Genomic DNA, 26,963 nt, shown 5'->3' with positions numbered 1-26,963 from the left:
TATTATGAGTAATACATTAGGCTATTCCACCCTTGCAATAACCGGTTTTACAGGCCTAATTAGCAACCGTTTTAATCAGCATGTGGTTATTGACCAATTGGCAGCATTGAAAGATCTATGCTGCTCAGAGAAGGCAGTAAAACTCTCTAATGGCGGCGACTATGTAGTGAAATATCCATTGATAGCCGACCAGGGGGAGATCGCCGTTGCCATTAAAGTTTTTAAGCCGCAATCCTGGTGGAAAGATAAATACGACCATAAAAATAAATCCAAAGCCGAGCGCTCATTCCATGCAGCGCGCTTCCTGCAAGACAACGGAATTAATACGCCAGTTCCCATTGCGTGGTTAGAGCGCTGGGATGGCACGCGCTTAATGGAAAGTTATTATCTCTGCATATTTGAACCCGGCACCAGTTTCCGCGATGCACTGTCAGATATTTACTACAATCAAAGAAACAATGCACCACTAATCGACTTACTTCATATTGTCGCACCGGCGATTCGTGCCATGCACGACGCAGGCTTTATGCATGGTGACATGGGCAATCAAAATATATTACTGCCGCGCAGCGAAACCGGAGCATGGCTTCAGCCACAATTTATTGATTTAAACAGGGCTAAATATTCAAGTGAACCGCTCACAATTAAACAGCGTGCATTTGATTTGGCGCGCATTGCGCTACCCGGCGCCTATTTAAAAATATTTAAAACTATCTACAACAATCATCAGGATTTTCCAGCGGATTTTGAGAGTCTGGAGCAGAAAGCACGAAAACGCTTTTGGGGGCATAGACGCAGCGTCAAATGGCGCCACCCTATACGTCATTGGAAAAATAAAAAGCGCGCCGCTAGCAAGCCTGTTTATCCCCCCATTCAGGATATATGGCTGTGGGATGAAAAATCAGCCCAACCTATGATTGTGCCCAGTCGCCAGGAAAAACATGCTTATCGCAAGTGGCGCTATCTATTTTCAATGGTGTGGCAAGGTGTGTGTGCTGCACCGGGCATTTATCGACGCTATCAGCAACTTTTAACACAAAGCTATACCACCCCTATTGAAATGAAAGGGCGCATAGGTATTGCATTACACCCTCACCCTGATTACACAGAAACCGAACTGCAACTGCTTGAGCAACTGGGTAACCCACCTGTACTTATTCGCTTTTGTCACCATGAAACAGCAACAGAATGGAATCGAACTATTGCACTCGTGAAGCAACTTCGCAGTAAGGGCCTGGAGGTTATGCTTGCCGTACTACAAGACCGGCAGGCTCTATTACAACCAGATTCATGGAAGCAATTTTTAACATTAATTATCGAAAGCCTTGGCGATCAGGTTGCACACATCGAAATTACCCATGCCAGCAATCGTTTGAAATGGGGGATTTGGAGCAGTGATGAATATCGACAATTAATGGTGCCAGCACTGGAATTACAACAACGTTTTCCACACATTCGCCTCGTTGGTCCAGCGTGCATTGATTTTGAATATTTACCGGTTATTGCCGCCTTGGATACACATCCCAAAACACAGCCCTTGGCCGCGCTCTCACACCTACTCTATGTCGACAGACGCGGTGCGCCCGAGGCTACCCAAGGGCGTCAATTTTCAACGCTGGAAAAATCAGCGTTATTAAAAGCCTTGGCCCAATGGTCAGACCGCTGTTCAGATAAAGTCATCGTATCGGAAGTGAATTGGCCGGTAAAACACGCAGGAATCTGGTCGCCGATTGGTTGCCCTTATGAGACACCGAAATGGCGTCGCGATGAACCGGGCGAAAATGATGATGACTATGCTAATTACATGCTGCGTTATTATTTAATTACCCTGTGCTCAGGGCATATCGAACAAGTATTTTGGTGGCGCCTGTCAGCGCATGGTTATGGGCTGGTTGATGATCGCAATAACTTCATGCCACGCACAGCATTTTATGCATTGGCACAACTGTTACGACTCATTGGTACGGCTAGATTTGTGCGTAAGCTCGACACAGAAAGCAATGTCTATGCACTGGAGTTTGATGCTGAAGAAAGGAAAATTATCGTAGCTTGGAGATCGGACAACAATACAAGTGTTATTCCTGCCAGCATTAATTATGAAAAAATTATTGACCGCGATGGCAAGGAATTAACAGCAGCTTCTATTTCTGGTGCACCGATTTATTTATTAGGGGAATCTACAGCCATGCGCTGATAAAGCGCATAGGTTTTTGCAACAAAGCTTTCAGCAGAAAAATGATCGATCAACCGCTGCCGCCCTGCATCACCCAATTGCTTGCACAGTGCCGGTGATTCATAAAGGCGAGTAATTGCCTGGGCAATCGCAGCGGGATTATCAGGTTCGACCCAAAGACCGGATTCTTCGTGGATAACCAGTTCTGTTGGACCAGTGATATTAGTCGTAATGATGGGTACTGCTTGAGCCATAGCTTCTTTCACTGCTCTGGGCAATCCATCCCTCAGAGAAGGCAAGACAAAAGCATCAATATAACGCAAATAACTGGCTCCTGTTTTACGAGGGCCAATAAAATGTATTCTGTCCCCCGCTGCCCCTTGGGTTGCCAGGGTTTTTACCTCATTATCGTAACTGCCGACAAATAATAAGTGTATGTTGGGATTTTTTAACAAATGCATAGCCTGCACCAATACACCTAATCCCTTATGTGGACGCCCATAGGTAGTAGCAATATAACCCACAACAAAAGCACCAGGCGGAAATACCATAGGTTCAACTTGTTCATTAGCCGCCTCTTCTGCCCAGGCCAAACTATATCCTTTGTAATTTAGCGTTAACTTTTCCGCCGGATAAAACTTGTGCATATAGTCATAAATCGAACGGTTAACGCACACTACATGATCGACTTTCGGATTTAAAAGACCAAGCCAATAACTCGGATCTGTAGGCCTAACTTTGGCTAAGGTGCCGCGGTAACCAATAATTTTTACGGTTTTGAAATAAGATGCCCAAATAGCGTTGGCTAATCCTTTCCCATCGGTTGAATGAATAATATCGAACTTATACTGATTTAATAACTGACGAACCTGCCATATGAAACCGGGAGCAATCTTGCTTTTGTAGCGCCGGGATTCAATATAAATGCCTGCGTCCATAAGCTGCGCTTTACCCATTGTTGTACTGCTACTTAATACGCGGATATAGACTCCCATAGAATGTAGACGCAGCACCAGATCCAATTCTGATCGATCAAGATATTGCTTTATAAAAAGCACTTTCATAGCTGACTCCGAGAATTACCACTGAACCCTACGGCCACAATAGAATCACTCTACGAGCAAAAGAATTGCAAAAATACTGTGAAAAACTATTGGCGCTGCAAGGTTATATTCAGGAAGGAATTGTTAACACTGTAATTACATGAATGAGGTTACAATAAAATGAAGCATTGTATTTTATGAAAAAAGAGGCGCAAATAAACACTGACAATAGTAATGAACACCAAAATTTGAAGCAGACTTTAGCGCGCGCCATGCAAGAAAAACCCGTGCAATCGAGATACGCACAGAGCTAAAGCCAATATATGACTTATGTCAGCAAATCTTCCAGCCGACCCACTCGCTGATCCAGCCACGCAAAAATAAGCTGTTGCTTTTTCAGGCTCGCTGTTTCAATATTCTGCACACAAGCAAAAACGACGCGCTCATTGCACTCGGTACTGTGTAATTTGGTTTTGATCCGCCACAGGGACTGAATAGATGGCTTTAGTTGTAAATTAGTGCAGACCGATTGAGTCACAGCAAGCTCATGTATCACATGATAATGTGCCGACACCCCCTCTGGAACATACTGATCCCCACTGCGCAACCGGGAATTAATATTTTTCAACATTGCTTCAGGGAATTGTGCAAATATCTGCTCCCAGCTGGACCGCCTCCATGCGTGAGGGACATGGGGGAGCCGAAAATAACACCATCTATATCCCAACAACTCAGCGCACTGTTGCTGCAAGCCCCAAAAGCTAACACGACTCTTTTTCTGCCTTGCACTGAACAGCTTGCGTATCGTTTTAACTAAACGATTCCCCGGAATAACTGAGTCCAGCAACTTCCATCGTCCGCGCAAAACAACCTTACCATCACTGAAGAAATCATCGGGAGCAACAGGCCTAATGAGAACAAAGTCATCATTGAGATATAGGAACTGCTCTGCCAAACCGGGAATTCGCCACAAGAGACTACTGATTGCCATACTATTGAAACTAGGCAAACAGTCCTCGTAACCGGAAAAGATGACGGAGTGATCGACAACCTGAACTTTTTGAGCAAATACACTTCCTTCAATTTTATCCATTAACAATGGGCGCTGATTGTCAGTGACTATGTAAATAGTGCGCAACCATGGTGCAAATTTCAGCAAGGAAGTAACGCAATAATCGATTTCACCCGCATTGTGAAAGCGCGTTTTATCGGCAGCGGCAGGTCGCACACCACCTATTGATTGAAGGTAGCGATTTAGCTTTGCTGCATGCTCAGGATCTGCACCATCAACCCATAAAATGACGGCATCAATTGGCTCACAATCCATTAGACCTGCCATAATTTTCTCCATACAACACTTGGAATTCTCTCCACCATATTACACCGCACCAACCTTTCATTTCCGCCAAATAAACCGCGATTTTGTGGGACTTAATAGCCTAAACGGCTATAATCACAAGCAATTTTTTAGCCATTCAGCTGGCATGCTATACGTCAGCGACAGACCGAGAGAGCCAATCATCGCTATGGAAAAAACCTACGAACCCCATGCTATTGAACGCCAGTGGTATCAAACCTGGGAAGAAAAAGGCTGCTTTAAACCAGCCGGCGAAGGCAATCCTTACTGCATTATGATCCCGCCACCAAACGTCACGGGCAGCCTGCACATGGGCCATGGTTTTAATAATGCGGTCATGGATGCATTAATCCGCTATCGCCGCATGAAAGGTGACGACACCTTATGGCAAGTTGGCACCGACCATGCCGGGATTGCTACGCAAATGGTGGTCGAACGTCAACTGGCTGCACAAGGTGTAAGCCGCCATGATCTGGGCCGCGAACAGTTCCTCGAAAAAGTCTGGGAGTGGAAAGAACAATCCGGCGGCACTATCACCCGCCAAATCCGCCGCTTGGGATCATCAGTAGACTGGAGCCGCGAGCGTTTCACTATGGACGATGGCTTATCCAAGGCGGTGCAAGAAGCATTTGTTCGTCTGTTTGATGATGGACTGATCTATCGCGGTAAGCGCCTGGTCAACTGGGATCCTAAATTGCACACCGCCATTTCCGATCTGGAAGTAGAAAACCACGATGAAAAAGGCTCACTCTGGAACCTGCGCTACCCGCTTGCAGATGGCGCAACAACAGCAGACGGCCAGAACTATCTGGTTGTGGCCACTACACGCCCCGAAACCATGCTGGGCGACAGTGCTGTCGCAGTGCATCCGGAAGATGAACGTTACAAATCGCTAATTGGTAAATTTGTATTACTGCCACTGGTTAATCGCTTGATTCCAATCATTGCCGATGATTATGTTGATCGTGACTTTGGTACCGGCTGTGTAAAAATTACCCCGGCGCATGATTTCAATGACTACGAAGTCGGCAAGCGTCACAATTTGCCACTGATTAATGTGCTCGATAAAAACGCTGCAGTATTGGCGGTTGCACAAATTTTTAATCTGGATGGCAGCGTCAATACAGAATTAGAGGCAACCCTACCCGCACAATTTGCCAACCTTGACCGCTACGAAGCGCGCAAGCAAATTGTTGCCGCATTTGAAGCAGCGGAGTTGCTGGAAAAAATTGACGATCATGGTTTGAAAGTACCTCGCGGTGATCGCTCGGGCGTTGTTATTGAGCCATGGCTCACTGATCAATGGTATGTAAGCACCAAGCCTTTAGCCGAGCCAGCGATTGCCGCTGTAGAAGATGGGCGCATTCAATTTGTGCCCAAACAATATGAAAATATGTACTTCTCCTGGATGCGCGACATTCAGGATTGGTGTATCAGTCGTCAACTGTGGTGGGGGCACCGCATCCCCGCCTGGTATGACGCAAGCGGCAAGGTCTATGTCGGCCGCAATGAAGCTGAAGTGCGCAGCAAATACAATCTCGCCGCCGATATTAGCTTAAATCAGGACGAGGACGTATTAGACACATGGTTTAGCTCCGGCCTGTGGACTTTCTCAACACTCGGTTGGCCTGAGCAAACGGAATTTTTGAAAAAATTCCATCCGACTGATTTGTTAGTCACCGGCTTCGATATTATTTTCTTCTGGGTTGCACGTATGATTATGCTCACCATGCACTTGGTGAAACATGAAGACGGCACACCACAGATCCCGTTTAAAACAGTTTATGTACACGGCTTGGTGCGCGATGGCCAAGGCCAAAAAATGTCGAAATCCAAAGGCAATGTGCTCGACCCACTGGACATTATTGATGGTATTGATTTGGAAACCCTGGTGCAAAAACGCACCACCGGGCTAATGAATCCAAAAGATGCAGCAAAAATTGAAAAGCAAACTCGCAAAGAATTTCCTGAAGGCATTCAAGCCTACGGAACAGATGCACTGCGCTTCACATTCTGCTCGCTAGCCTCAACCGGTCGCGATATCAAGTTTGATATGGGCCGAGTAGAAGGATATCGCAACTTCTGTAACAAAATCTGGAATGCTACCCGCTATGTATTGATGCATTGCGATGAGCAGGATTGCGGCCAGGATGGCGCCACTGATTTTGAACTCTCCGTTGCTGACCGCTGGATTGTTAGCAAATTACAGCAGGCGGAAAAATCTGCAGCAGAATACCTGGATACCTATCGCCTGGATTTGGCATCGCAAGCCATTTATGAATTCGTGTGGAACGAATACTGCGATTGGTATTTGGAATTATCCAAACCCGTTCTCTGGAATGCCGATGCAACAGCAGCGCAAAAGAAAGGGACTCGTCGCACCCTGATTCGCGTACTGGAAACCATTCTGCGTTTAGCACATCCCTTGATGCCATTTATCACTGAAGAAATTTGGCAAAAAATAAAACCTCTCGCAGGTGTTACAGGCGACTTCATTATGCACGCCCCCTACCCGCAAGCGGACGATAGTAAAATCGACCAACAGGCATTGAATGATGTTGAATGGTTACAATCCGTGATTTTAGGCGTGCGCAATATTCGCGGTGAAATGAACATATCACCCGCCAAAGATTTACCAGTGCTGATTAAAAATGGCACCAGCGAAGACCAACAGCGCCTGCATAACAATCAGCAGTTCCTGAAAAAGTTAGCTTCGCTGGAAAGTGTCACCTGGCTTAACCCAGGAGACTCGGAACCAATGTCTGCTACCGCGCTGGTAGGTCAAATGGAAATACTGGTGCCTATGGCAGGCCTCATTGATAAAGATGCTGAAATCGCCCGCCTGACCAAAGAGAGCAATAAATTGGTCCAGGATATAGAGCGTACAGAAGCAAAATTGAGCAATGCGGCGTTTGTGGAAAAGGCACCGGCAGAAGTAGTTGCAAACGAGCGCAACCGCGTTGCAGAAAACAAAATCGCAGTAGAAAAATTACGCGAGCAGATTCAAAAAATCAGCGCGCTGTAATCTTTAATCATCAGTGATTAATAAAAAAGCCGATGCAAAACATCGGCTTTTTTATTGGGATTTTTGTGCTGTCGAAGATCGCGTTGGGCATCGCTGCGCTCAGCACCAACCTACGGGATAAACTTTTAAGCAACAGAAAAAAAGCCCAATCTTTCGATTGGGCTTTTTGGAATTCAATGGCGGAGAAGGGGGGAGTCGAACCCCCGATACCCTTTTGAGGTATGCTCCCTTAGCAGGGGAGTGCCTTCGGCCACTCGGCCACTTCTCCACGTCTGCTGAAGCGAAGCAGGCTCCGTCTCAGCAGGTGCGGCATAATACCATAATTCTCTAAAAATCAAAGTCTTGAATGAAGAATTACGCTACAAAATAATGTTTTTTTGTCGACACAGTTACAGAGAAAACACTTCGTTCAATAAAAAACCAATCATCATAAACAGCTACGCGGCGGATGATTTCTCATGCCGCCGCGTAATTGAAAAGCGCCGAACAACAAACCGAATAAGAAGATCTTAGTCGTCTTGCTCTTCCTGATTTTGCTTTTCACGCTGAATACGCTGATAGATTTCTTCGCGATGGACCGCAATATCTTTAGGAGCGTTGACACCAATACGAACCTGGTTGCCTTTTACACCTAAAACAGTAACGGTAACTTCGTCACCTACCATTAAGGTTTCGCCAATACGGCGAGTCAAAATTAACATCTTTAATCTCCTTCACTCATCCTGTAAGAGTACGACTTAGACACCCCTTGCCACCATCGACCCCCGAACACCCCCTGTCGCGTCCTGACAACCGAATGCCTGGATCTAAGTATCGTCTACTTTTCACGAAAGGGAAGAAAACCCCAACATTTTTCTATCTGCAGTAACACAGACAGCAATGCAGCTCACACACCTTAACTAAACCGTCGCTATTGAAGACTTAGCCCCTTACACGGCCTTCTGACGGCTCGGCATCCAAACCAAAAGCGGTGTGCAAACTACGCACAGCCAACTCCAAGTAACGCTCATCAATGATCACTGAAATTTTAATTTCAGAAGTTGTGATCATTTGAATATTAATACGATCTTCTGCAAGGGCCGTAAACATGCTTGACGCAACGCCAGCATGAGAACGCATACCAACACCAACAATAGATACTTTAGCGACTTTATCGTCGCTGCGAACTTCGCGCGCACCGATTTCTTTGGCTACGCCTTCCAATACAGACACCGCCTTGCTCATGTCGTTCTTATGCACAGTGAAGGTCAAGTCAGTAGTGCCATCAGCAGATACGTTTTGCACAATAACATCTACTTCGATGTTAGCAGCACCAATAGGTGCAAGGATTTTAGCCGCCACGCCGGGGGTATCTGGCACACCGGCAACAGTTACTTTGGCTTCATCACGGTTAAATGCAATACCGGAAACAATAGGTTGTTCCATAGTTGAATCTTCCTCGTCGAGGGTAATCAGGGTTCCAGGGCCTTCTTTAAAACTGTGCAGCACACGCAGTGGCACCTTGTACTTTCCAGCAAATTCCACAGAGCGAATTTGCAGTACTTTAGAGCCCTGACTTGCCATTTCCAGCATTTCTTCAAAGGTAATTTTCTCTAGGCGACGTGCACGCTCGCATACGCGAGGGTCGGTTGTATATACGCCATCCACATCGGTATAGATTTGGCATTCATCAGCTTTGAGCGCCGCAGCCAGTGCCACACCGGTTGTATCAGAGCCGCCGCGCCCCAAGGTGGTGATATTGCCTTGTTCATCAACCCCCTGAAAGCCAGCAACGACAACAACACGCCCAGCTTGAAGATCTGCACGCATATTTTTTTCGTCAATTGACTGGATACGCGCTTTGGTATGGGCATTATCAGTAAGAATTCTTACTTGTGACCCGGTATAGGAACGGGCATCAACACCGCGTTTTTTCAGCGCCATGCACAGCAGTGCAATAGTCACTTGCTCACCCGTTGAGACCAATACATCCAACTCACGTAGGTCCGGGGTCTCCTGCACTTGCTGGGCCAAACCGATTAATCGATTAGTCTCTCCACTCATCGCAGAAAGCACTACCACCATGTCATGACCCTGCGCACGGAAACCAGCCACTTTGTCGGCGACCTGCTCTATACGCTCAATGGAACCGACTGAGGTGCCACCGTATTTCTGAACCAATAAGCTCATTACAGCCTATCCTTCTATCAATTGACGATTGCTAATATTTACTAACCAAATCACGAAAAAGGCGCCAATTAAACACCAGATTGCGATAAAAGTTAACCCAAACGGACGATAAAAACGGTTTTATAACGCTTCTTATCCATTGTCGTACAAGTATTAAGCAAGACGGCTGCTAACCCATGGCACAACTGAGGCCAAAGCAGCATCCAGTGCAGCAACATTAGTTCCACCACCCTGTGCCATATCCGGGCGACCACCGCCCTTACCACCCAACTGCCCCGCTACATAACCCATCAGGTCACCCGCTTTTACTTTGGCGGTAATATCCTGGGTCACGCCTGCAATCAGCGATACTTTGCCATCTTCAACAGCGGCCAAGAGCACAACCGCTGAACCCAGCTTATTTTTGAATTGATCCGCTGTCTCACGCAGGGATTTGGCATCTGCTCCATCCAAGTTAAGTGCAAGTACTTTTATACCCGCAACCTCGACTGCATTTGATAGCACATCACCACTACCAGCCGTCGCCAATTTGGTCTTCAGGCTGGCTAGGTCTTTTTCCAATTTGCGATTGTGGGCAACCAGTGCCTCAAGCTTTTCAATAAGCGAATCGCGATTTGCCTTCAAGCTGCGGCCCGCCGCTTCTACCAATGACTCAACCTGATCAAACAAAGCTAATGCCTTGGTGCCAGTCACTGCTTCTATACGACGAATGCCAGCTGCCACACCTGACTCGGTTGTTATCCGGAACAGGCCTATATCACCGGTACGATTGACGTGCGTACCACCACACAACTCGACAGAGAAGCCCTCGCCCATGGTCAGGACACGCACAGTGTCGCCATACTTTTCGCCAAATAACGCCATGGCACCCTTGGCTTTGGCGGCATCCATATCGCAGAGCTCGGTCGCAACAGCTGAGTTGGCACGAATTTGATCATTGACCAGGGTTTCAATGGCTTTTAACTGATCCGCCGTCACCCCCTCAAAGTGAGAGAAATCAAAACGCAAACGCTCGGAATCCACTAAAGAGCCCTTTTGCGTGACATGCTCACCCAATACTTTACGTAAGGCAGCATGCATTAGATGGGTTGCCGAGTGGTTTAATGCCGTTGCCTGACGCACATTGGCATCCACTTTTGCGGATAGGATGTCGCCCACAGCGACAGCGCCTTGCAACACATGCACCAGATGCAAATGTGCCGCACCTTGTTTCTGACAATCACGCACTTCCAGACGATTACCACCCAGCTCCAGATAACCGCAATCACCCGCTTGTCCGCCTGACTCTGCGTAGAATGGCGTGCGATCCAACAGGACAACGCCATCATCACCTTCCACCAAACGCTCCACTTTTTTCCCGTCTTTCAGCAACGCAAGTATCTTGCCCTGCTCTGCCAGACTGCTATAGCCGAGAAATTCTGTTGCGGGCAATTCAAGGCCTGCTGCACTGTAATCGACTTTAAAACTACCCGCAGCGCGGGCGCGGGCGCGCTGCTCTGCCATGGCGGCCTCATAACCATCCTGATCGATAGTCAATCCACGCTCACGGGCAATGTCGGCGGTCAGGTCAACAGGGAAGCCGTAGGTATCATAGAGCGTGAACACTACTTTGCCCGGGATCTCCTTGCCACTGAGTTTGGCAAGCGCTTCTTCAAGCACAGCAATACCCTTGTCCAGGGTTTTTTCAAATTGCTCTTCTTCTTGCAACAATACACGCTCTATTTGTGCCTGGTTTTTGTGCAATTCAGGGTAAGCATCGCCCATCACTTCTGCCAAGGCTTTTACCAGCTTATGGAAGAAGGGTTGTTTTTGGCCCAGCTGATTTCCGTGACGAATGGCGCGACGAATAATGCGACGCAGCACATAACCGCGCCCTTCATTCGATGGGATAACACCGTCACTAATAAGGAAAGAGCAAGAGCGAATGTGGTCAGCAATCACGCGCAGGGATTTATTTTCCATGTCGTGATTGCCTGTAGCTTCTGCCGCTGCATTCAACAGATGCTGGAACAGATCTATTTCGTAGTTGGAGTGAACATGCTGCATCACCGCAGAAATACGCTCAAGCCCCATCCCGGTATCCACCGAAGGTGCTGGCAAGGGATGCAAAACACCGTCGGCGGTACGGTTAAATTGCATGAATACGTTATTCCAGATCTCGATGTAACGGTCGCCATCCTCTTCGGGAGAACCCGGTGGCCCACCCCATATATCTGCACCGTGATCGTAGAAAATTTCGGTACAAGGGCCACAAGGGCCGGTATCGCCCATCGCCCAGAAGTTGTCTGATGCGTAGGGGGCGCCTTTATTGTCGCCAATACGCACAATACGCTCAGCGGGAACGCCCATTTCTTTTTGCCAGATATCGTAGGCCTCATCGTCCGAGGCATAGACGGTTACCCAGAGTTTCTCAGCAGGAATATTTAGCCAGTCTTTGGCGGTGAGAAACTCCCAGGCAAAACTGATGGCATCGCGCTTGAAGTAATCGCCAAAACTGAAGTTACCAAGCATTTCAAAAAAGGTGTGGTGGCGCGCGGTATAGCCGACATTCTCGAGGTCATTGTGCTTGCCACCAGCACGGACACAGCGCTGGGAACTGACGGCACGGTTGTAATTGCGCTTGTCACCGCCCAAAAACACATCTTTAAATTGGTTCATTCCCGCATTGGTAAACAAAAGTGTCGGGTCATTGGCCGGCACTAATGAACTGCTGGCAACAATCGTGTGCCCCTTGCTTTCAAAATACTTTAAAAATGCGTCGCGAATCTCAGCGCTCTTCATAATAGGTCCACTAAATGTTCAATTTTTACGATCAGCACCTGCTATCAGGCCTGATGTTGCTCAATTTCTTCCGCGCCCAGCTTGCGCGCTTCATGCTCCAGCATGACGGGAATACCATCGCGAATGGGGTATGCCAACCCACTCTGCCAACAAATCAACTCCTGTTGCTCAGGCTTATACTCGAGTTCGCCTTTACTGACAGGACACACCAAAATACTGAGTAACTTTTTATCTATCATGATCTTAGGTCGCGATTAGGACAGCAGGGGGCGGTATCTTACACTGCCTTTTACAGCCCTGTCTCTAGAGCCCATGGGCTATTGCGGCAATTAGGGATTTAAATGCAGCTAGTGCGCAGGCATAGCGCCAACCAATAATTGCGGGTCGACACGCTCCTCAAACCAGTTCATCCGCCAATCCAGATGCGGGCCAGTGGCACGGCCGGTTTTACCCACCTTGGCAATCGCTTGCCCCTGGGCTATTTCATCGCCTTGCTTCACCAAAATCTCACTCAGGTGAATAAAGGTGGAAGACAGACCATGACCATGATCAATGATTAATGTGCCACCGGAGAAGAACATATCCGGGTGCACCAGTGTCACCACACCTCCCGCTGGAGCCGTGACCAAAGTTCCTACCGGGCGGGCAATATCTACCCCATAATGCGGCGAATTAGGGACACCGTTGTAAACACGCTGGCTACCGTACACTCCCGTAATCGGGCCGGTGAGTGGCCACACAAAAGATTGGGCAAAAAAGCGCAAAGGCAAATCTCCCTTACGCGCATCAGCAGCCATTTGCGCTTCACGGCGAGCACGCTCAACTTGCTTGGGATCAGGCTCTACAGTCTGCTGGGGCACACCAGTCACCCGCTGGATATTGTAGTCGCGCTGCTTCACCGCAAATTTATGCTCAGTGCGCTGCCCATTGCTATCAATGACTATCAGGCTTGCATGGCCGGCTGCATCGCGTCCAAGACCAAACACAAACTCCCCCTCGCTGGACAAATGTAATTTTTTACCGCGATATTCAATTTGGCTAGCTGCCGGAACCTTGCCAATAATCACACCGCCCTGCTGCCAATTACCGCGCAGCTCAAGCCCGAACGCGGGAAAACTCGAGAATGACAGACATAACAACAAGAGACATAAGCGCTTCATAACCATCACCCACAACAAATAACAGACAAAAAAAACGGCAGCCAAGCTGCCGTTTTTTTGATCATACGTACTTAGACAGCTTTGTCTTCAACACGCAGGATCTTCATGGTATTGGTGCCGCCCAACAAGTTGGTATCACCGCTGGAAACAATCACCAGATCACCTTTCGTCAGAACACCTTGAGTTTTCAGCAGCTCTATTGCGCGCGCAAAATCGTCTGCACAAGGAGTGCTGTCGGTATCAAAGGCAATAGGTTGAACGCCGCGATACAAGGCCATTTTACGCTGGGTTCCCACATGGCGGGAAAACGCGAAAATAGGCAATTGTGAACCCACGCGAGACATAAGACGCGGTGTACTACCGGATTCAGTGAATGACAGAATCGCCTTCACGCCATCCAGGTGGTTCGCCGTAAACATAGATGCCAGCGCAATAGATTCATCAACCGTGCTGAACGCTTGATCCATACGGTAGTTGTCAAAACTGGCCGTTGGATGCTTTTCCGCACCCAGGATAATGCGCACCATTGCCTCTACCGTTTCTACCGGAAAGCTACCGGCAGCTGTTTCAGCAGATAACATAACCGCATCGGTACCATCCAGCACGGCGTTAGCAACGTCGAAGACTTCAGCGCGTGTTGGCAATGGACTGTTAATCATGGACTCCATCATCTGGGTCGCCGTGATCACCACTTTGTTCAAAGCGCGAGAACGGGCGATGATGCGCTTCTGTACACCGATCAGTGCTGCATCGCCAATTTCTACACCCAAGTCGCCACGAGCAACCATTACCGCATCGCTCGCGCGGATAATGTCATCCAGCGTTTCGTCGTCGGCAACCGCTTCAGCACGCTCAACTTTGGATACCAAACCAGCGCGACCACCAGCTTCCAACATCAGCTTGCGTGCGTAGTTCATGTCTTCAGCGGAGCGAGGGAAGGATACCGCCAAATAATCCACATCAATTTCTGCAGCAGTTTTGATGTCAGCAATATCTTTTTCTGTCAGTGCAGGTGCGGTTAAGCCCCCACCTTGACGGTTAATACCCTTGTTGTTCGACAGAGGTCCGGCCACTTTGGTGGTAGTGTAGATACGCGGACCTTCAATCTTATCGACTTGCAGAACAACGCGACCATCATCCAACAACAGTACATCACCGGGCTTACAATCATTTGGCAGCTCTTTGTAGTCGATACCAACTTGATCCTGATTGCCCGCATCGCGCTCAAGGGTTGCATCCAGCACAAACTTATCACCTACTTTCAGGTGGATTTTGCCTTCAGCAAAGCGCGCAACACGGATTTTTGGACCTTGCAAATCCCCTAAAACAGCAACAAAACGGTTGTGCTTGGCAGCCAATGCACGGACGGTTTCGGCACGACGCTTGTGATCTTCCGGTGATCCGTGGGAGAAATTCAAACGCACAACGTTCACGCCGGCAAGAATAAGTTTTTCAAGTACTTCGGGTGACTCGGAAGCCGGGCCCAGCGTACTGACGATCTTGGTACGTCTTAACATAACAAATTCTCTTATTTGGCGTTCATCAGTGCGATGGTGTTATCCAACATGCGGTTTGAGAAACCCCACTCGTTATCGTACCAAGCCAATACCTTGACCCACTTGCCGTACACTTTGGTTTGCAATGAATCGTAATTTGATGAGTGCGGGTTGTGGTTGAAGTCGATAGAAACCAATGGTTCATCCACAAATGCCAATACGCCAGGCATTTCAGTCTCAGCCGCTTTTTTCATCGCCGCGTTGATTGCTTCAACACTTACGTCTTTCTCTACCAACACGTTCAGGTCAACCAATGACACATTGATGGTAGGAACACGTACAGAGATACCGTCCATCTTGCCCTTCAACTCAGGCAATACCAAACCTACCGCTTTTGCTGCACCGGTAGTCGTTGGAATCATTGACTGGGTAGCAGAACGCGCACGGTAGATGTCTTTGTGGAATACATCAGACAGTACTTGGTCGTTGGTGTAAGAGTGAATGGTGGTCATAGAACCTTGAACGATAGTGAAGTTATCGTTCAATACTTTAGCAACCGGAGCCAGGCAGTTAGTGGTGCAAGACGCGTTAGAGATAATGGTATCTGTTGCTTTCAGGACCTTGTCGTTTACACCGAATACTACGGTTGCATCCACATCAGTACCAGGAGCAGAAATAATGACTTTCTTGGCGCCAGCAGCCAAATGCAAGCCAGCTTTTTCTTTGCTGGTGAAAATACCGGTACATTCGTACACCACATCAACATTCAGCTCGCCCCAAGGCAATTTGGCTGGATCACGCTCAGAAGTAATGCGGATAGCATCACCATTCACAAACATGGTGTCGCCTTCAAACTTCACGGTACCGTTAAATTGACCATGAACTGAATCGTATTTGGTGAGGTGAGCATTCAAGTGAGCATCGCCCAAATCGTTAATACCAACGATTTGAATTTGATCGCGCTTTCCTGATTCATACAAGGCACGCAGCACATTGCGTCCGATACGACCGTAACCGTTAATTGCCACTCTGATAGTCATTACATTCTCCTAAGTTAATCGCATTGCCCGGCCGAAGCGGGCACTAAAACAAAAAGGGTGAGTTCTTGATTCTTATCGTTGCCAACTAGCGGGGCAAGCTGGCTGCTTCACGGGCCAGACGCTCAATCTCGTCCCAACGACCCGCTTTCATCAATTCTTTTGGCGCCATCCAGGTGCCGCCCACACAATGAACGTTAGGCAGAGCCAGATAACTCGGTGCTTTTGCCAAATCAATACCGCCGGTTGGGCAGAAAGTAATTTGTGGCAAAGGTCCGGCAATGGACTTGAGCATAGGTACACCACCCGCCGCTTCCGCAGGGAAGAATTTTTGATGGGTGAAACCCTGCACATAGAGGTTCATCGCTTCTGTTGGTGTAGCAACGCCCGCCAACAAAGGTACTGGACTGGCCTTTGCCGCCTCAATTAATGCCGGGGTTGTGCCTGGGCTAACCAAAAAGGTAGAGCCGGCTTTTACCGCTTTTTCCAAATCGGCAGGAGTGATAATAGTCCCTGCTCCGATTACCGCATCATCCGGCAAAGCCTCGACCATGGCGGTAATTGCATCCAGGGCGCAGGGTGTACGCAGGGTAATTTCCAATACTTTCAAACCACCGTTGTAGAGGGCTGTCGCCAATGGCACAGCATCTTCGATACGCTCAACAACCATAACGGGTACGACTGGCGCTATTCTTACAATTTGATCAATAGTTAAAGCCACTGGTATGTCCCTCGCAAATTCAAATAAGTTCAACAATTAATGGAGCCAATTAACGGCCCCTTCAAGACGCCACGACAATCACGGTGCCCAATAGACAACAACCGGCACGGTTTGCTGCTGCAATACGGCGCGAATAGGCATTTCTTTAATATCCGTCCCGGCTTGCGCTGCGCGTAATACAGCCAATTTTTCATCACCGGTAATCAATAAAATCAACGATTTGGAGCGCAGCAAGCCTGCAAGGGTCAGGGTCATACGCTCAGTAATAGCGCCGGTAACCTCACTTTGCTTGGCGATAATCGCGGCACACAATTGCTCCGACTCAGGGTTCAATGCTTCGTCTAACCCCTGCGCATGAGGAAACAATGACGCTGTATGCCCATCAGACCCCATCCCCAAAATGGTGATATCAAAGGGCTGAGCTAGCTGTTGATAGGCATTTTCACAGTCATCTACACCTTCAGCTGCGGTTTCAGCCGAGTTTTTCATGCCAACCAAATTAGCTGCAGCGGCTTTATTCTGGATGAGATGTTTGACAGTAAAGGCTTCATTGCTTTTGTCGTGATCAAACTCTACCCAGCGCTCATCAACCAGCGCTACGTAAATGGATTCCCACGGCAGATCTGCATCACTTAATGCCTTGTAAAGCGGCTCGGGAGTGCTACCGCCGGATACCATAAAGGTAGCTTCACCGCGATCTTCAACGGCATCGCGCAGTGCGGTTTCACATTCAGCTTGCAACGCAGAGATCATCTCTGCGCGACTTTCAAATAAACGCTCGCTTACCATTCCTGATCCGCCCCTGATAGCACTTCATCAATCGAGAACCAACGGCGACGATCACTGGCCATCAGCTGTGATGAAGCCTGCGGACCCCAACTGCCCGCCATATAACCATGGGGTTTATTTTCCGGACGCTGCCAAGCTTCGATAATAGGATCAATCCAGGACCATGCTGCATCCACCTCGGCGCGATGGATAAACAAACTGGCATCGCCAGCGGCCGCATCCAACATCAAACGCTTGTAGGCATCAGAGTAGAAATCTTTGTAGGTGTCCGCGAAATTCAGGTTGAGCACAACAGGGCGCAAATGGGTTTCATGCTTCTCCAGATCTTTGGAGACCATGATAATTTTGATGCTCTCTTCCGGTTGGAGACGAATAATCAAACGGTTCGGCGTTGCCGCACCCGCCGATTCAGGGTACACGCGGTGTGCAACATCTTTATATTGAATCACGATTTCCGCAAAACGCTGTTTCATGCGTTTGCCGGTGCGCAGATAAAACGGCACGTTAGCCCAACGCGAATTGTCGATGTAGGCACGAATAGCAACAAATGTTTCGGTGTTGCTGGGCTGCCCCAATTCATCAAGATAACCGGGGACCATCTTGCCGTCCATTTCTCCGGCAACATATTGACCGCGCACGGTATTGTACTTAACGGTATTGCCCGTTAAGGGGCGCAGGCTTTCCAGCACTTTGAGTTTTTCAGCGCGGATGCGCTCTGCAGTCATTTTGTTGGGTGACTCCATCGCCACCAGACAGAGCAATTGCAAAATATGGTTTTGCACCATATCGCGCAGTGCACCAGCGCCATCATAAAAACCGGCACGACCTTCAAGGCCAACGGTTTCTGAAATGCTGATCTGCACATGATCAATCGATTTGGCATCCCACAGATGCTCGAACATGCCGTTGGCAAAACGCAGTGCCAACAGGTTTTGTACCGTCTCTTTACCGAGGTAGTGATCGATACGGAAGATCGCTTCTTCATTGAAGTACTCAGCAATTTGGCTGTTGATCTCTTCTGCGGTCTTCGCGTCATAACCCAGCGGTTTTTCAACTACTACACGGGCATTGGTAGTAATCAGGCCGGTCTCATGCAAATGCTTACAGCAAATGCTGAATACTGACGGCGGCGTAGAGAGATAGAACACGCGCTGGCTATTGCCACTGCTGTTAAGCAGTGTCGCCAGGGCATCCCAGTGCTCGTCTTTTGTACCAATGTCAACGAACACAGGAAAAAGACGCTGGGCAAATTCGTCCCAATCGGCTGCGACAAACTCGTCCGCATTCAAGTGTTTTTCCGCGGCGGCGCGCACTTTGTCTTTGTACTCAGCGACCATTTGGGTATTGCGGCAAGTTGGGATAATACGCGCATTGGCAGGCAGAGAGCCTTCGCGGTGCGCACGGTATAACCCGGGGATCAACTTGCGCAGAGCCAGATCGCCAGCGCCTCCAAAAATAACAAAATCAAACGCATCGAGCATGAGGGGTAATCCTGTTTGTGAACCTTGACAGTGGATTTACTTTCTAAAAACGAAGACCCCGAACGGCAGGTTCGGGGTCGGGGATTTAACTTACCAGTTAAATACAGTAGCTCCTTCTTCAGCAAGGCCCACTGTGGCACGCAGAGGCGCAAACAACTCGCGCCCCATACCATAGTGAACTGCTGACAAATCACATTCGGCGGGCTGACGGGAACTCAGCTCTTCCTCGCTGACCAGCAACTGTAAAGTGCCAGCTTCAGCGTCCAATTCAATCATATCGCCATCGCGAATAAGGCCTATAGGACCATTATCCAACGCTTCTGGCGTCATATGGATCGCAGCGGGAATCTTACCAGAGGCACCTGACATACGACCATCTGTCAGCAAGGCCACCTTGAACCCACGATCCTGCAACACGCCCAGCGGCGGCGTCAGCTTGTGCAGCTCGGGCATACCACAGGCTTTTGGCCCCTGGAAGCGCACAACGGCAATAAAATCTTTTTCCAAATCGCCGCGCTTGAAGGCAGCCTGCAACTCGTCCTGGCTGTGGAACACAATAGCTGGCGCCACAACCTTACGGTGATCCGGCTTAACCGCAGAGATCTTAATCACTGAGCGACCAATGTTGCCTTTCAACAATCTCATACCACCTTCAGGGGCAAAGGGTTTACTGACCGGACGCAGCACCGAGTCATCCAGACTCTCGGTCACAGCATCACGCCATACCAGCTCACCATTCTCCAGGAATGGCTCTTTGGTGTATGCCGCCAAACCGCCCTCGCCCATAATGGTTTTTACATCATCATGCAAAAGCCCGGCATTGCGCAGCTCGCGAATCAGGTAACCCATGCCACCTACAGCCTGGAAGCGGTTTACATCCGCCAGACCATTAGGATAAATACGACACAACAGAGGGATTATATCCGAAATATCAGACAAGTCCTGCCAGTTAATTTGTACACCAGCGGCGCGGGCGATAGCAACTATATGCATGGCATGGTTGGTTGAGCCACCCGTCGCCATCAGTCCGACAATACCGTTCACAATCGATTTTTCAGTGACAATTTCTGCCAGAGTCACCGGGGTATCACGCGTGATTTTTGCCAGTTGGTGCACAGAAGCACGAGTCAATGCATCGCGCAGCGGGGTGTAGGGGTTGATGAAGGTGCTACCGGGCAAATGCATGCCCATGATTTCCATCAACATCTGGTTGGTATTAGCAGTGCCGTAAAAGGTACAGGTGCCCGCGCTGTGATAGGAGGCACTTTCTGCGGCCAACAACTCTTTACGACCCACTTTACCTTCAGCAAACAGTTGGCGTGCCTTGGCTTTTTCCGCATTGGACAAGCCCGGCGTCATAGGGCCGGCAGGAATAAAAATGATCGGCAACTGACCAAACGACAGTGCACCTATCATTAAGCCGGGAACAATTTTATCGCACACCCCCAGGCAAATAGCGCCATCGAACATATCGTGCGACAGGGCAATAGCCGTACTCATCGCGATCACATCGCGGCTGAATAGCGACATTTCCATACCGGGAAAGCCCTGGGTCACACCGTCACACATCGCCGGAACACCGCCAGCCATTTGCGCCGTCATGCCCATCTCTTTTGCAGCCGCTTTAATCGGCTCAAGGTACTCGCCGTAAGGCACGTGCGCCGAGAGCATTTCATTGTAGGCATTCACCACGCCGAGATTAGCCGACTGGCCTTCCGCCAATGCCTGCTTGTCTTCACTGTTACAGGCAGCAAAACCATGCGCCAGGTTTGCACACCCCAAATGGTGCCGCGCAGGCCCTTTATTGCGGAATTTGTTTACTCGCGCTACATAGGCAGCGCGCGTATCACGGCTTCTGGCGATGATACGCTCGGTAATTTCGGCCAATCTTGGATCTAGGCTTAACACTTCAGTCATGTGGATACCATTGCTCTTGGGGCTGCACCTATTGCAAACGGGATGGTTTGCAGATGGATGCGCCGGGTACATTGCCCGGCGCGTCTGTATTTTTTATCGCATTCAGTCTAGTTGGCTGACTTGGCGCGCTTGTAATAGTCGATCAGGTTACGAGTAGACGCATCATGGGCTGCATTGGTTGCCTTGTTGGTATCCAACTCAGGCTGGATACCAGCGGCCAGCACTTTGCCCAACTCAACTCCCCACTGATCAAAGGAATGAATACGCCAGATAATACCTTGAACAAAGATTTTATGCTCATAAAGCGCGATCAAGGCACCCAGCGAACGTGCATCTACCTTATTCAATAACAGGGTATTGCTAGGACGATTACCGCGATGAACCTTATGCTCAACAATCTCTTCAATACGCTCGGCACTCACGCCTTTTGCACTCAGTTCACGACGCACCTGATCCGCATCAATCCCTAACATCAGCGCCTGGGTCTGGGCAAAGAAGTTGGCCATCAATGCATCGTGATGCCCTTCAACCGCCACGGTTGGGGCAATGGAACCGATAAAGTCAGCGGGAATAATATCTGTCCCCTGATGCAACATTTGATAGAAGGCATGCTGACCATTAATACCCACCTCGCCCCATACCAGCGGTACGCTGCCATAGGTAATTTGCTCGCCCGCCCAATTGACTGACTTGCCATTGCTCTCCATTTCTGCCTGCTGCATATAGGCAGGGAAACGATGCAAGCATTGGTCATAAGGCAACAGGGCATGGGCTGGATAGCCGAGGAAATTGCGATTCCAGATTCCGACCAACGCCAGCATTACTGGTGCATTTTCCGCCAGTGGCGCGGTTTGGAAGTGTTGGTCCATCTCATAAGCGCCTTGCAGCAGCTCATCGAACAACTCAAAACCAAGGGACAAGACTATGGGCAAACCAATGGCAGACCAGAGCGAGAAGCGCCCACCCACCCAATCCCACATATCGAAAATATTTTCTTCAGCAATCCCAAATGCGGTCACCAGCTTGCGGTTCGTTGACACCGCCACAAAATGCTTGGCGATGGCTGCCTTATCGCCCGCCGCCGCCATAAACCACTGCTCCGCCGTGCGCGCATTGGTCATGGTTTCCTGGGTGGTAAAGGTTTTGGAGGAAATAACAAATAAGGTTGTTTCAGGATTCAAACCTTCCAACACCTCGGCGATCTGTACGCCATCGATATTGGATACAAAATGCATATTGAAGCGCTTGTCGCTGTAAGCCTTGAGCGCCTCACACACCATCAGCGGGCCAAGGTTGGAGCCACCAATACCAATACTGACGATATCCGTGATGGTTTTACCGGTATAACCCACCCATACACCGGAACGCAGCTTTTCGCTCAACTTGCGCATGCGCTCCAACTCGGCATTTACTGCCGGGCGAGCATCGGCACCATCAATGAGCATTGGATTGGCTGATTTATCGCGCAGGGCAACATGCATAACGGCGCGATCTTCGGTGGCATTGATATGTTCAGCGGCGAACATTTTAGTACGCCAGCTCTCAACGCCAGACTCCTGTGCCAAGGCTAACAAGGCGGCTTTGGTCTCGTCAGTAATCAGGTTTTTGGAGTAATCGAACAAGAAGGGAGAAAGCTGCAGGGAGAACTTGTCAAAACGCTGGTCGTCAGCGGCAAATAATTCTTTCAGGTGGCGACTTTTCATTTGCGCCGCATGGGCTTCAAGCACTTTCCAGGAAGGTAAGTCGGTAGGACGCACGTCAGGCTTGGTCATTTCTACTCCACAAACTATGTTGTATAGGTGATGCACCTAAAAATACAGGCGGTTGATTTTTAATCTGGTTCCGATTCTAGTAGTTGGATGCAAAGGGGAAAACCCGTTTTGCCTCTGGGGCGGCGGAACCTTCCGCATTATTGCCGTTACCGATTTTGCCATCCGGCTGCACGCGCTGCGCACAGTATTAACGCTGCCGTAAAAAGATAAGTTTCCTACTATTCACCTAACAACTTGCAGGTCATCCTAGAGATCGGCGTTAAAAAGCAATTCAAATATGAAAGCCAGAAGACGCAAGAAATATCCGCCGATAGCACCACACAGAATAGCGCTGAACCTGCGTGAAATACCGTCGAAAACAAGTAAAATTGCTCGGCGCAAAAAGGTCGCTATGATAGGCAGATGGGCATAGAGTGTCAATTAACGCCACTGGCGCCATGCAGCGAAACGCGTGGTTCGCATAGCAGCACTCTCGCTAGCGGCACTCTGCAAATTGTGGTCCTTTCAGCGCAGCCAAGAATGTAAAAAAATGGTAAGCATCGCATCCGTTACAACCACGAAAAAAGATGTGTAAAAAATTATCGCAAAAAACTATTCACCCGCAAAAAAACAGGCCGATACCCCATGCAAGCGAATAAAAAACACACAACGCCACTGGGCATTATTGAAGGCTTCTTTGGTCGCGAATGGCAATGGGAAGATCGCACAAACTACGCCACCTTTCTCGCACGACATGGTTATGATTTTTATATCTATGCACCAAAAAGTGACAAGCACCTGCGCATGCAATGGCAACAGGATTGGCCCACAGCAACACAGCAGAAATTGATCGAACTACGCGGCAGCTACAAAGATGCCGGTATTCAATTCGGCATAGGACTTAGCCCCCATGAAATCTATCGGGACAACTCACGCGACCAACGGCAGCACTTAAAAACACGGATTCAGCAACTCAACAATCTGCAACCCGATATTCTTTGTATTTTGTTTGATGATATGCGCGGTGATATACCCGGACTGGCAGACATTCAAATAGATATCGCCCATGAGGCGGCAGCACTTAGCACAGCGTCACGCATTATTTTTTGCCCCACTTATTACAGCTTTGATCCTGTATTGGAAAAAGTGTTTGGCAAGATGCCTGACAACTATTGGCAAACCTTTGCCCAAAAACTCGATTCGCAGATTGATATATTTTGGACCGGTGAAAAAGTATGCTCACCGGATTACACCCGCGAACACTTACTCTTGGTTGATGAGCTGATTGGCCGCAAACCCTTTTTATGGGATAACTATCCGGTGAACGACGGTGCGGTAAAATCCAATTTATTGCAGCTGCGTGCATTCACACAATCCCACGCTCAACTCGAAGGCCATGTCGCGGGCCACGCTGTTAACCCCATGAACCAACCCTGGCTGTCACAAATTCCTTTGGCAAGCTTGCCGCTCGCCTATCAACAAGCGCAGAACTACTCACCCGAATCAGCCTTTACACTGATCAGCAACGATTTATGCGGCAGCGCGCTAGCACAACAATTGGCACGCGATTTAGCGGCATTTCAAGACCGGGGATTAAAAAACCTGAGCGACACTGAACAACTGGCCTTACGACACAGTTACTCACAATTTCACAGCAACCCCTTCGCTCAGGAAATTATTGATTGGCTGGATGGTGTTTACCTCTTTGATCCAGCATGCCTAACAGAATAGTTATGGCGCAAGCCATGTTTGTAACCAGCGCGAAATAGATAAAATTTGCGGAGCGCAGAGACTGTGCTCCATCACATAGGATTCATAAGTAACCGGACAGCCACGATCGCTGAGAAAACGATAAGCCCGCTGCCCCAGAACTTCAGGCACTACACCGTCCTCACTGCCATGCTGAATAACAATCGGGGTGGCGTGATTGGCGTCTGCTATTTGCAAGCTTGCTTGTGTTGCGCAATAGCTGGACATAATCAACAACCCAGCCAAGGGTTTGGCAAAGCTCAAACCGGCCTGATATACCACCGCCCCACCCTGTGAAAAACCTGCCAGCACAATGCGTTCCGTACGAATACCGCGCGCCACTTCACGTTCAATCAATGCGTGTATGGCAGCAGCACTCACTAATAATTGCTGCTCATCAATTTTTCGCTCCAGATTCATTTCCAGAATGTCATACCAGGCTGGCATAACATAACCACCATTGACGGTGACGGAACGTGCAGGCGCATGGGGAAAAATAAAACGAATCGCGAGAGCATCCGGTAAATTCAATTCCGGCACCAGCGGCGCAAAATCATGCCCATCCGCACCCAAACCATGTAACCAGATCACACTTGCCGAAACTGGCTGCACACCTGTTTCAATTTCTACACAGGGCAAATAATTCATAGATCACTCATTCACTGTAAAAAATAGATCAAAAAATATGCACCACATAAAATAATATCCATTATTCATTGGGCATACAGCCGCGACTAATACAATCTTTGTCAATTAGCACTACACTTGAAACACGGCTAACATCACTCAACAAGACTCACTGAATACGAATAACTGCATCATCGATGCTAAGGAATACTATGAGCAACCTTAATCCGAATCATCCGATTTTGATAGAACCTGGCGTCTATAAAACGGTTGATGCACTGATTTCCCCTATTGATCAACTGAATGTGCTCTCCAAAATGGAAGTCGCAAAGCTGTTAGATTCCAGTCAAAGTGGCCTCTATAAGTTGTTTCGCAACTGTTCACTCGCCGTGCTTAATACAGGCAACGACCTCGATGATGGCAAAGAATTATTGGAGCGCTACAAAGACTTTGAAATCAGTATTGTGCAACAGGAGCGCGGCATAAAACTCGCCGTAAAAAATGCGCCAGCCAACGCATTTGTTGACGACAAAATGATTCGCGGTATTAGCGAACATTTATTCACTGTATTGCGTGATGTTATTTACACCAACGATGAAATTAATGGCAACTCCAAATTTAATCTGGAGAGTTCAGAGGGGCTTACTGACGCAGTGTTTCACATGTTGCGCAATGCAAATTTATTGAAGCCGGGTCTGGACCCTAATTTGGTTGTGTGTTGGGGCGGCCATTCTATCAATCGTGTTGAATATGATTACACTAAAGAAATAGGCTACCAATTAGGCTTGCGCAGTTTGGATATTTGTACCGGCTGCGGCCCCGGCGCCATGAAAGGCCCTATGAAAGGCGCCACCATCGGCCATGCCAAACAACGCATTTCCAATGGTCGTTATATTGGCATTACCGAGCCGGGAATCATCGCGGCGGAAGCGCCCAATCCGATTGTTAACCAGCTCACTATCATGCCGGATATCGAAAAGCGCCTGGAGGCGTTTGTGCGCCTTGGTCACGGCATTATTGTATTCCCCGGCGGCGCAGGTACTACAGAGGAAATTTTGTATATTCTCGGCATCCTCCTGCATCCGGACAACAAAAATATTCCTTTCCCATTGGTATTCACTGGCCCGGAAAGCTCAGCCGATTATTTTGCCCATATTGATCGTTTTATTGGGGATACCCTGGGTGCGGAAGCGCAATCCCATTACAAGATAATCGTCAATGACCCGGAAGCTGTCGCGCGGGAAATGAAAGAAGGCATCAAGAAAGTGCGCGAATTCCGCAAGCAAAGTGATGATGCTTACTATTTTAACTGGCAACTCAAAATCAGCCCCGACTTGCAACAACCGTTTATTCCCACGCACGAGAATATGCGCAACCTGGAACTGCACAAACAACAGCCGGTGAACCAATTGGCGGCCAACCTGCGCCGTGCGTTTTCCGGCATAGTGGCTGGTAACGTGAAGGAAGAAGGTATTTGTGCGATTGAAAAGTATGGTCACTTTGAGCTTCATGGCGATCCGGAAATCATGCACCCTGTGGATGAACTCCTGGAGTCGTTTGCCCGCGATAACCGGATGAAGTTACCGGGAAGAGCCTACATTCCTTGCTATAAAGTTATTAAATAGCAGACCAATAGGGATTTCGGTTATAGGTTGTAGTCAATATCCTACAAAAGATACGGCGTTTA

At 48.6% G+C, this 26,963-nt stretch carries 19 protein-coding genes and 1 tRNA gene; 4 read left to right on the top strand and 16 right to left on the bottom strand.

Features of this window, described 5'->3' with window-relative positions; all coding sequences use genetic code 11:
- Nucleotides 1-4: 4 nt before the first annotated feature.
- Nucleotides 5-2,194 (top strand): lipopolysaccharide kinase InaA family protein, encoded by a 2,190-nt coding sequence (locus B0D95_RS01945; RefSeq protein ID WP_078042333.1) that lies wholly within the window; start codon nt 5-7, stop codon nt 2,192-2,194.
- Here the strand turns inward: B0D95_RS01945 and B0D95_RS01940 are convergent.
- Both B0D95_RS01940 and B0D95_RS01935 read right to left on the bottom strand, forming a co-directional pair.
- Nucleotides 2,161-3,237, bottom strand: coding sequence for a glycosyltransferase family 4 protein (locus B0D95_RS01940; RefSeq protein WP_078042332.1), 1,077 nt, complete (start codon nt 3,235-3,237; stop codon nt 2,161-2,163). The two genes, B0D95_RS01945 and B0D95_RS01940, sit on opposite strands and share 34 nt — an antisense overlap.
- A gap of 307 nt (nt 3,238-3,544) precedes the next feature.
- Complete coding sequence (locus tag B0D95_RS01935) at nt 3,545-4,555, bottom strand: stealth family protein (protein ID WP_078042331.1); 1,011 nt, start codon at nt 4,553-4,555, stop codon at nt 3,545-3,547.
- A gap of 187 nt (nt 4,556-4,742) precedes the next feature.
- Between B0D95_RS01935 and B0D95_RS01930 the strand changes: the two genes are divergently transcribed.
- Entirely contained in the window at nt 4,743-7,598 is a 2,856-nt protein-coding gene (locus tag B0D95_RS01930; RefSeq protein ID WP_078042330.1) for a valine--tRNA ligase, read from the top strand.
- 177 nt (nt 7,599-7,775) lie between these two features.
- Here B0D95_RS01930 and B0D95_RS01920 read toward each other — a convergent pair.
- The 13 genes from B0D95_RS01920 to pgi form a co-directional block, all read right to left on the bottom strand.
- Nucleotides 7,776-7,866: transfer RNA gene (locus B0D95_RS01920), tRNA-Ser, on the bottom strand.
- 241 nt (nt 7,867-8,107) lie between these two features.
- Nucleotides 8,108-8,299, bottom strand: coding sequence for a carbon storage regulator CsrA (gene csrA / locus B0D95_RS01915; RefSeq protein WP_007642906.1), 192 nt, complete (start codon nt 8,297-8,299; stop codon nt 8,108-8,110).
- A 220-nt stretch (nt 8,300-8,519) separates the two neighbouring features.
- Nucleotides 8,520-9,767, bottom strand: coding sequence for an aspartate kinase (locus tag B0D95_RS01910; protein ID WP_078042328.1), 1,248 nt, complete (start codon nt 9,765-9,767; stop codon nt 8,520-8,522).
- A gap of 153 nt (nt 9,768-9,920) precedes the next feature.
- The gene (gene alaS / locus B0D95_RS01905) at nt 9,921-12,548 is read right to left on the bottom strand and encodes an alanine--tRNA ligase (RefSeq protein WP_078042327.1); all 2,628 of its coding nucleotides are present in this window, start codon (nt 12,546-12,548) and stop codon (nt 9,921-9,923) included.
- 44 nt (nt 12,549-12,592) lie between these two features.
- On the bottom strand, nt 12,593-12,787 hold the full coding sequence (locus tag B0D95_RS01900) for a Trm112 family protein (RefSeq protein ID WP_078042326.1): 195 nt from the start codon (nt 12,785-12,787) through the stop codon (nt 12,593-12,595).
- Nucleotides 12,788-12,895: 108 nt separating this feature from the next.
- Entirely contained in the window at nt 12,896-13,708 is an 813-nt protein-coding gene (locus B0D95_RS01895) for a M23 family metallopeptidase (protein WP_078042325.1), read from the bottom strand.
- 71 nt (nt 13,709-13,779) lie between these two features.
- Nucleotides 13,780-15,225, bottom strand: a complete 1,446-nt coding sequence (gene pyk / locus B0D95_RS01890; RefSeq protein ID WP_078042324.1) for a pyruvate kinase — start codon at nt 15,223-15,225, stop codon at nt 13,780-13,782.
- Nucleotides 15,226-15,236: 11 nt separating this feature from the next.
- Nucleotides 15,237-16,244: a type I glyceraldehyde-3-phosphate dehydrogenase gene (gene gap, locus B0D95_RS01885; RefSeq protein WP_078042323.1), complete on the bottom strand. Its 1,008-nt coding sequence runs from the start codon at nt 16,242-16,244 to the stop codon at nt 15,237-15,239.
- An 85-nt stretch (nt 16,245-16,329) separates the two neighbouring features.
- The gene (locus B0D95_RS01880) at nt 16,330-16,962 is read right to left on the bottom strand and encodes a bifunctional 4-hydroxy-2-oxoglutarate aldolase/2-dehydro-3-deoxy-phosphogluconate aldolase (protein WP_078042322.1); all 633 of its coding nucleotides are present in this window, start codon (nt 16,960-16,962) and stop codon (nt 16,330-16,332) included.
- Between the two features lie 78 nt (nt 16,963-17,040).
- Nucleotides 17,041-17,751: a 6-phosphogluconolactonase gene (gene pgl / locus B0D95_RS01875; protein ID WP_078042321.1), complete on the bottom strand. Its 711-nt coding sequence runs from the start codon at nt 17,749-17,751 to the stop codon at nt 17,041-17,043.
- Nucleotides 17,745-19,232 carry a glucose-6-phosphate dehydrogenase gene (gene zwf / locus B0D95_RS01870; protein WP_078042320.1) on the bottom strand — a complete coding sequence of 496 codons (1,488 nt, stop codon included), beginning with the start codon at nt 19,230-19,232 and terminating at the stop codon, nt 17,745-17,747. Before zwf ends, pgl begins: the two co-directional genes overlap by 7 nt.
- 90 nt (nt 19,233-19,322) lie before the next feature.
- The gene (edd, locus tag B0D95_RS01865; RefSeq protein WP_078042319.1) at nt 19,323-21,149 is read right to left on the bottom strand and encodes a phosphogluconate dehydratase; all 1,827 of its coding nucleotides are present in this window, start codon (nt 21,147-21,149) and stop codon (nt 19,323-19,325) included.
- A gap of 107 nt (nt 21,150-21,256) precedes the next feature.
- Nucleotides 21,257-22,921 carry a glucose-6-phosphate isomerase gene (gene pgi / locus B0D95_RS01860; protein ID WP_078042318.1) on the bottom strand — a complete coding sequence of 555 codons (1,665 nt, stop codon included), beginning with the start codon at nt 22,919-22,921 and terminating at the stop codon, nt 21,257-21,259.
- Nucleotides 22,922-23,545: 624 nt separating this feature from the next.
- Between pgi and B0D95_RS01855 the strand changes: the two genes are divergently transcribed.
- Nucleotides 23,546-24,631, top strand: coding sequence for a beta-N-acetylglucosaminidase domain-containing protein (locus B0D95_RS01855; protein ID WP_078042317.1), 1,086 nt, complete (start codon nt 23,546-23,548; stop codon nt 24,629-24,631).
- On the opposite strand, the gene B0D95_RS01850 is transcribed toward B0D95_RS01855, so the two are convergent.
- A complete protein-coding gene (locus B0D95_RS01850) occupies nt 24,632-25,297 on the bottom strand; it encodes an alpha/beta hydrolase (RefSeq protein ID WP_078042316.1) in 666 nt (221 codons plus the stop codon). It lies immediately after the preceding gene.
- Between the two features lie 191 nt (nt 25,298-25,488).
- Between B0D95_RS01850 and ppnN the strand changes: the two genes are divergently transcribed.
- Nucleotides 25,489-26,901: a nucleotide 5'-monophosphate nucleosidase PpnN gene (ppnN, locus tag B0D95_RS01845; RefSeq protein ID WP_078042315.1), complete on the top strand. Its 1,413-nt coding sequence runs from the start codon at nt 25,489-25,491 to the stop codon at nt 26,899-26,901.
- Nucleotides 26,902-26,963 lie beyond the last annotated feature (62 nt).

Origin of the sequence: Cellvibrio sp. PSBB023, from assembly GCF_002007605.1 — a bacterium.
Taxonomy (GTDB): Bacteria; Pseudomonadota; Gammaproteobacteria; order Pseudomonadales; family Cellvibrionaceae; genus Cellvibrio.
The sequence above is the reverse complement of the archived record's forward strand: the minus strand, read 5'-3'. Positions and strand labels throughout refer to the sequence as shown.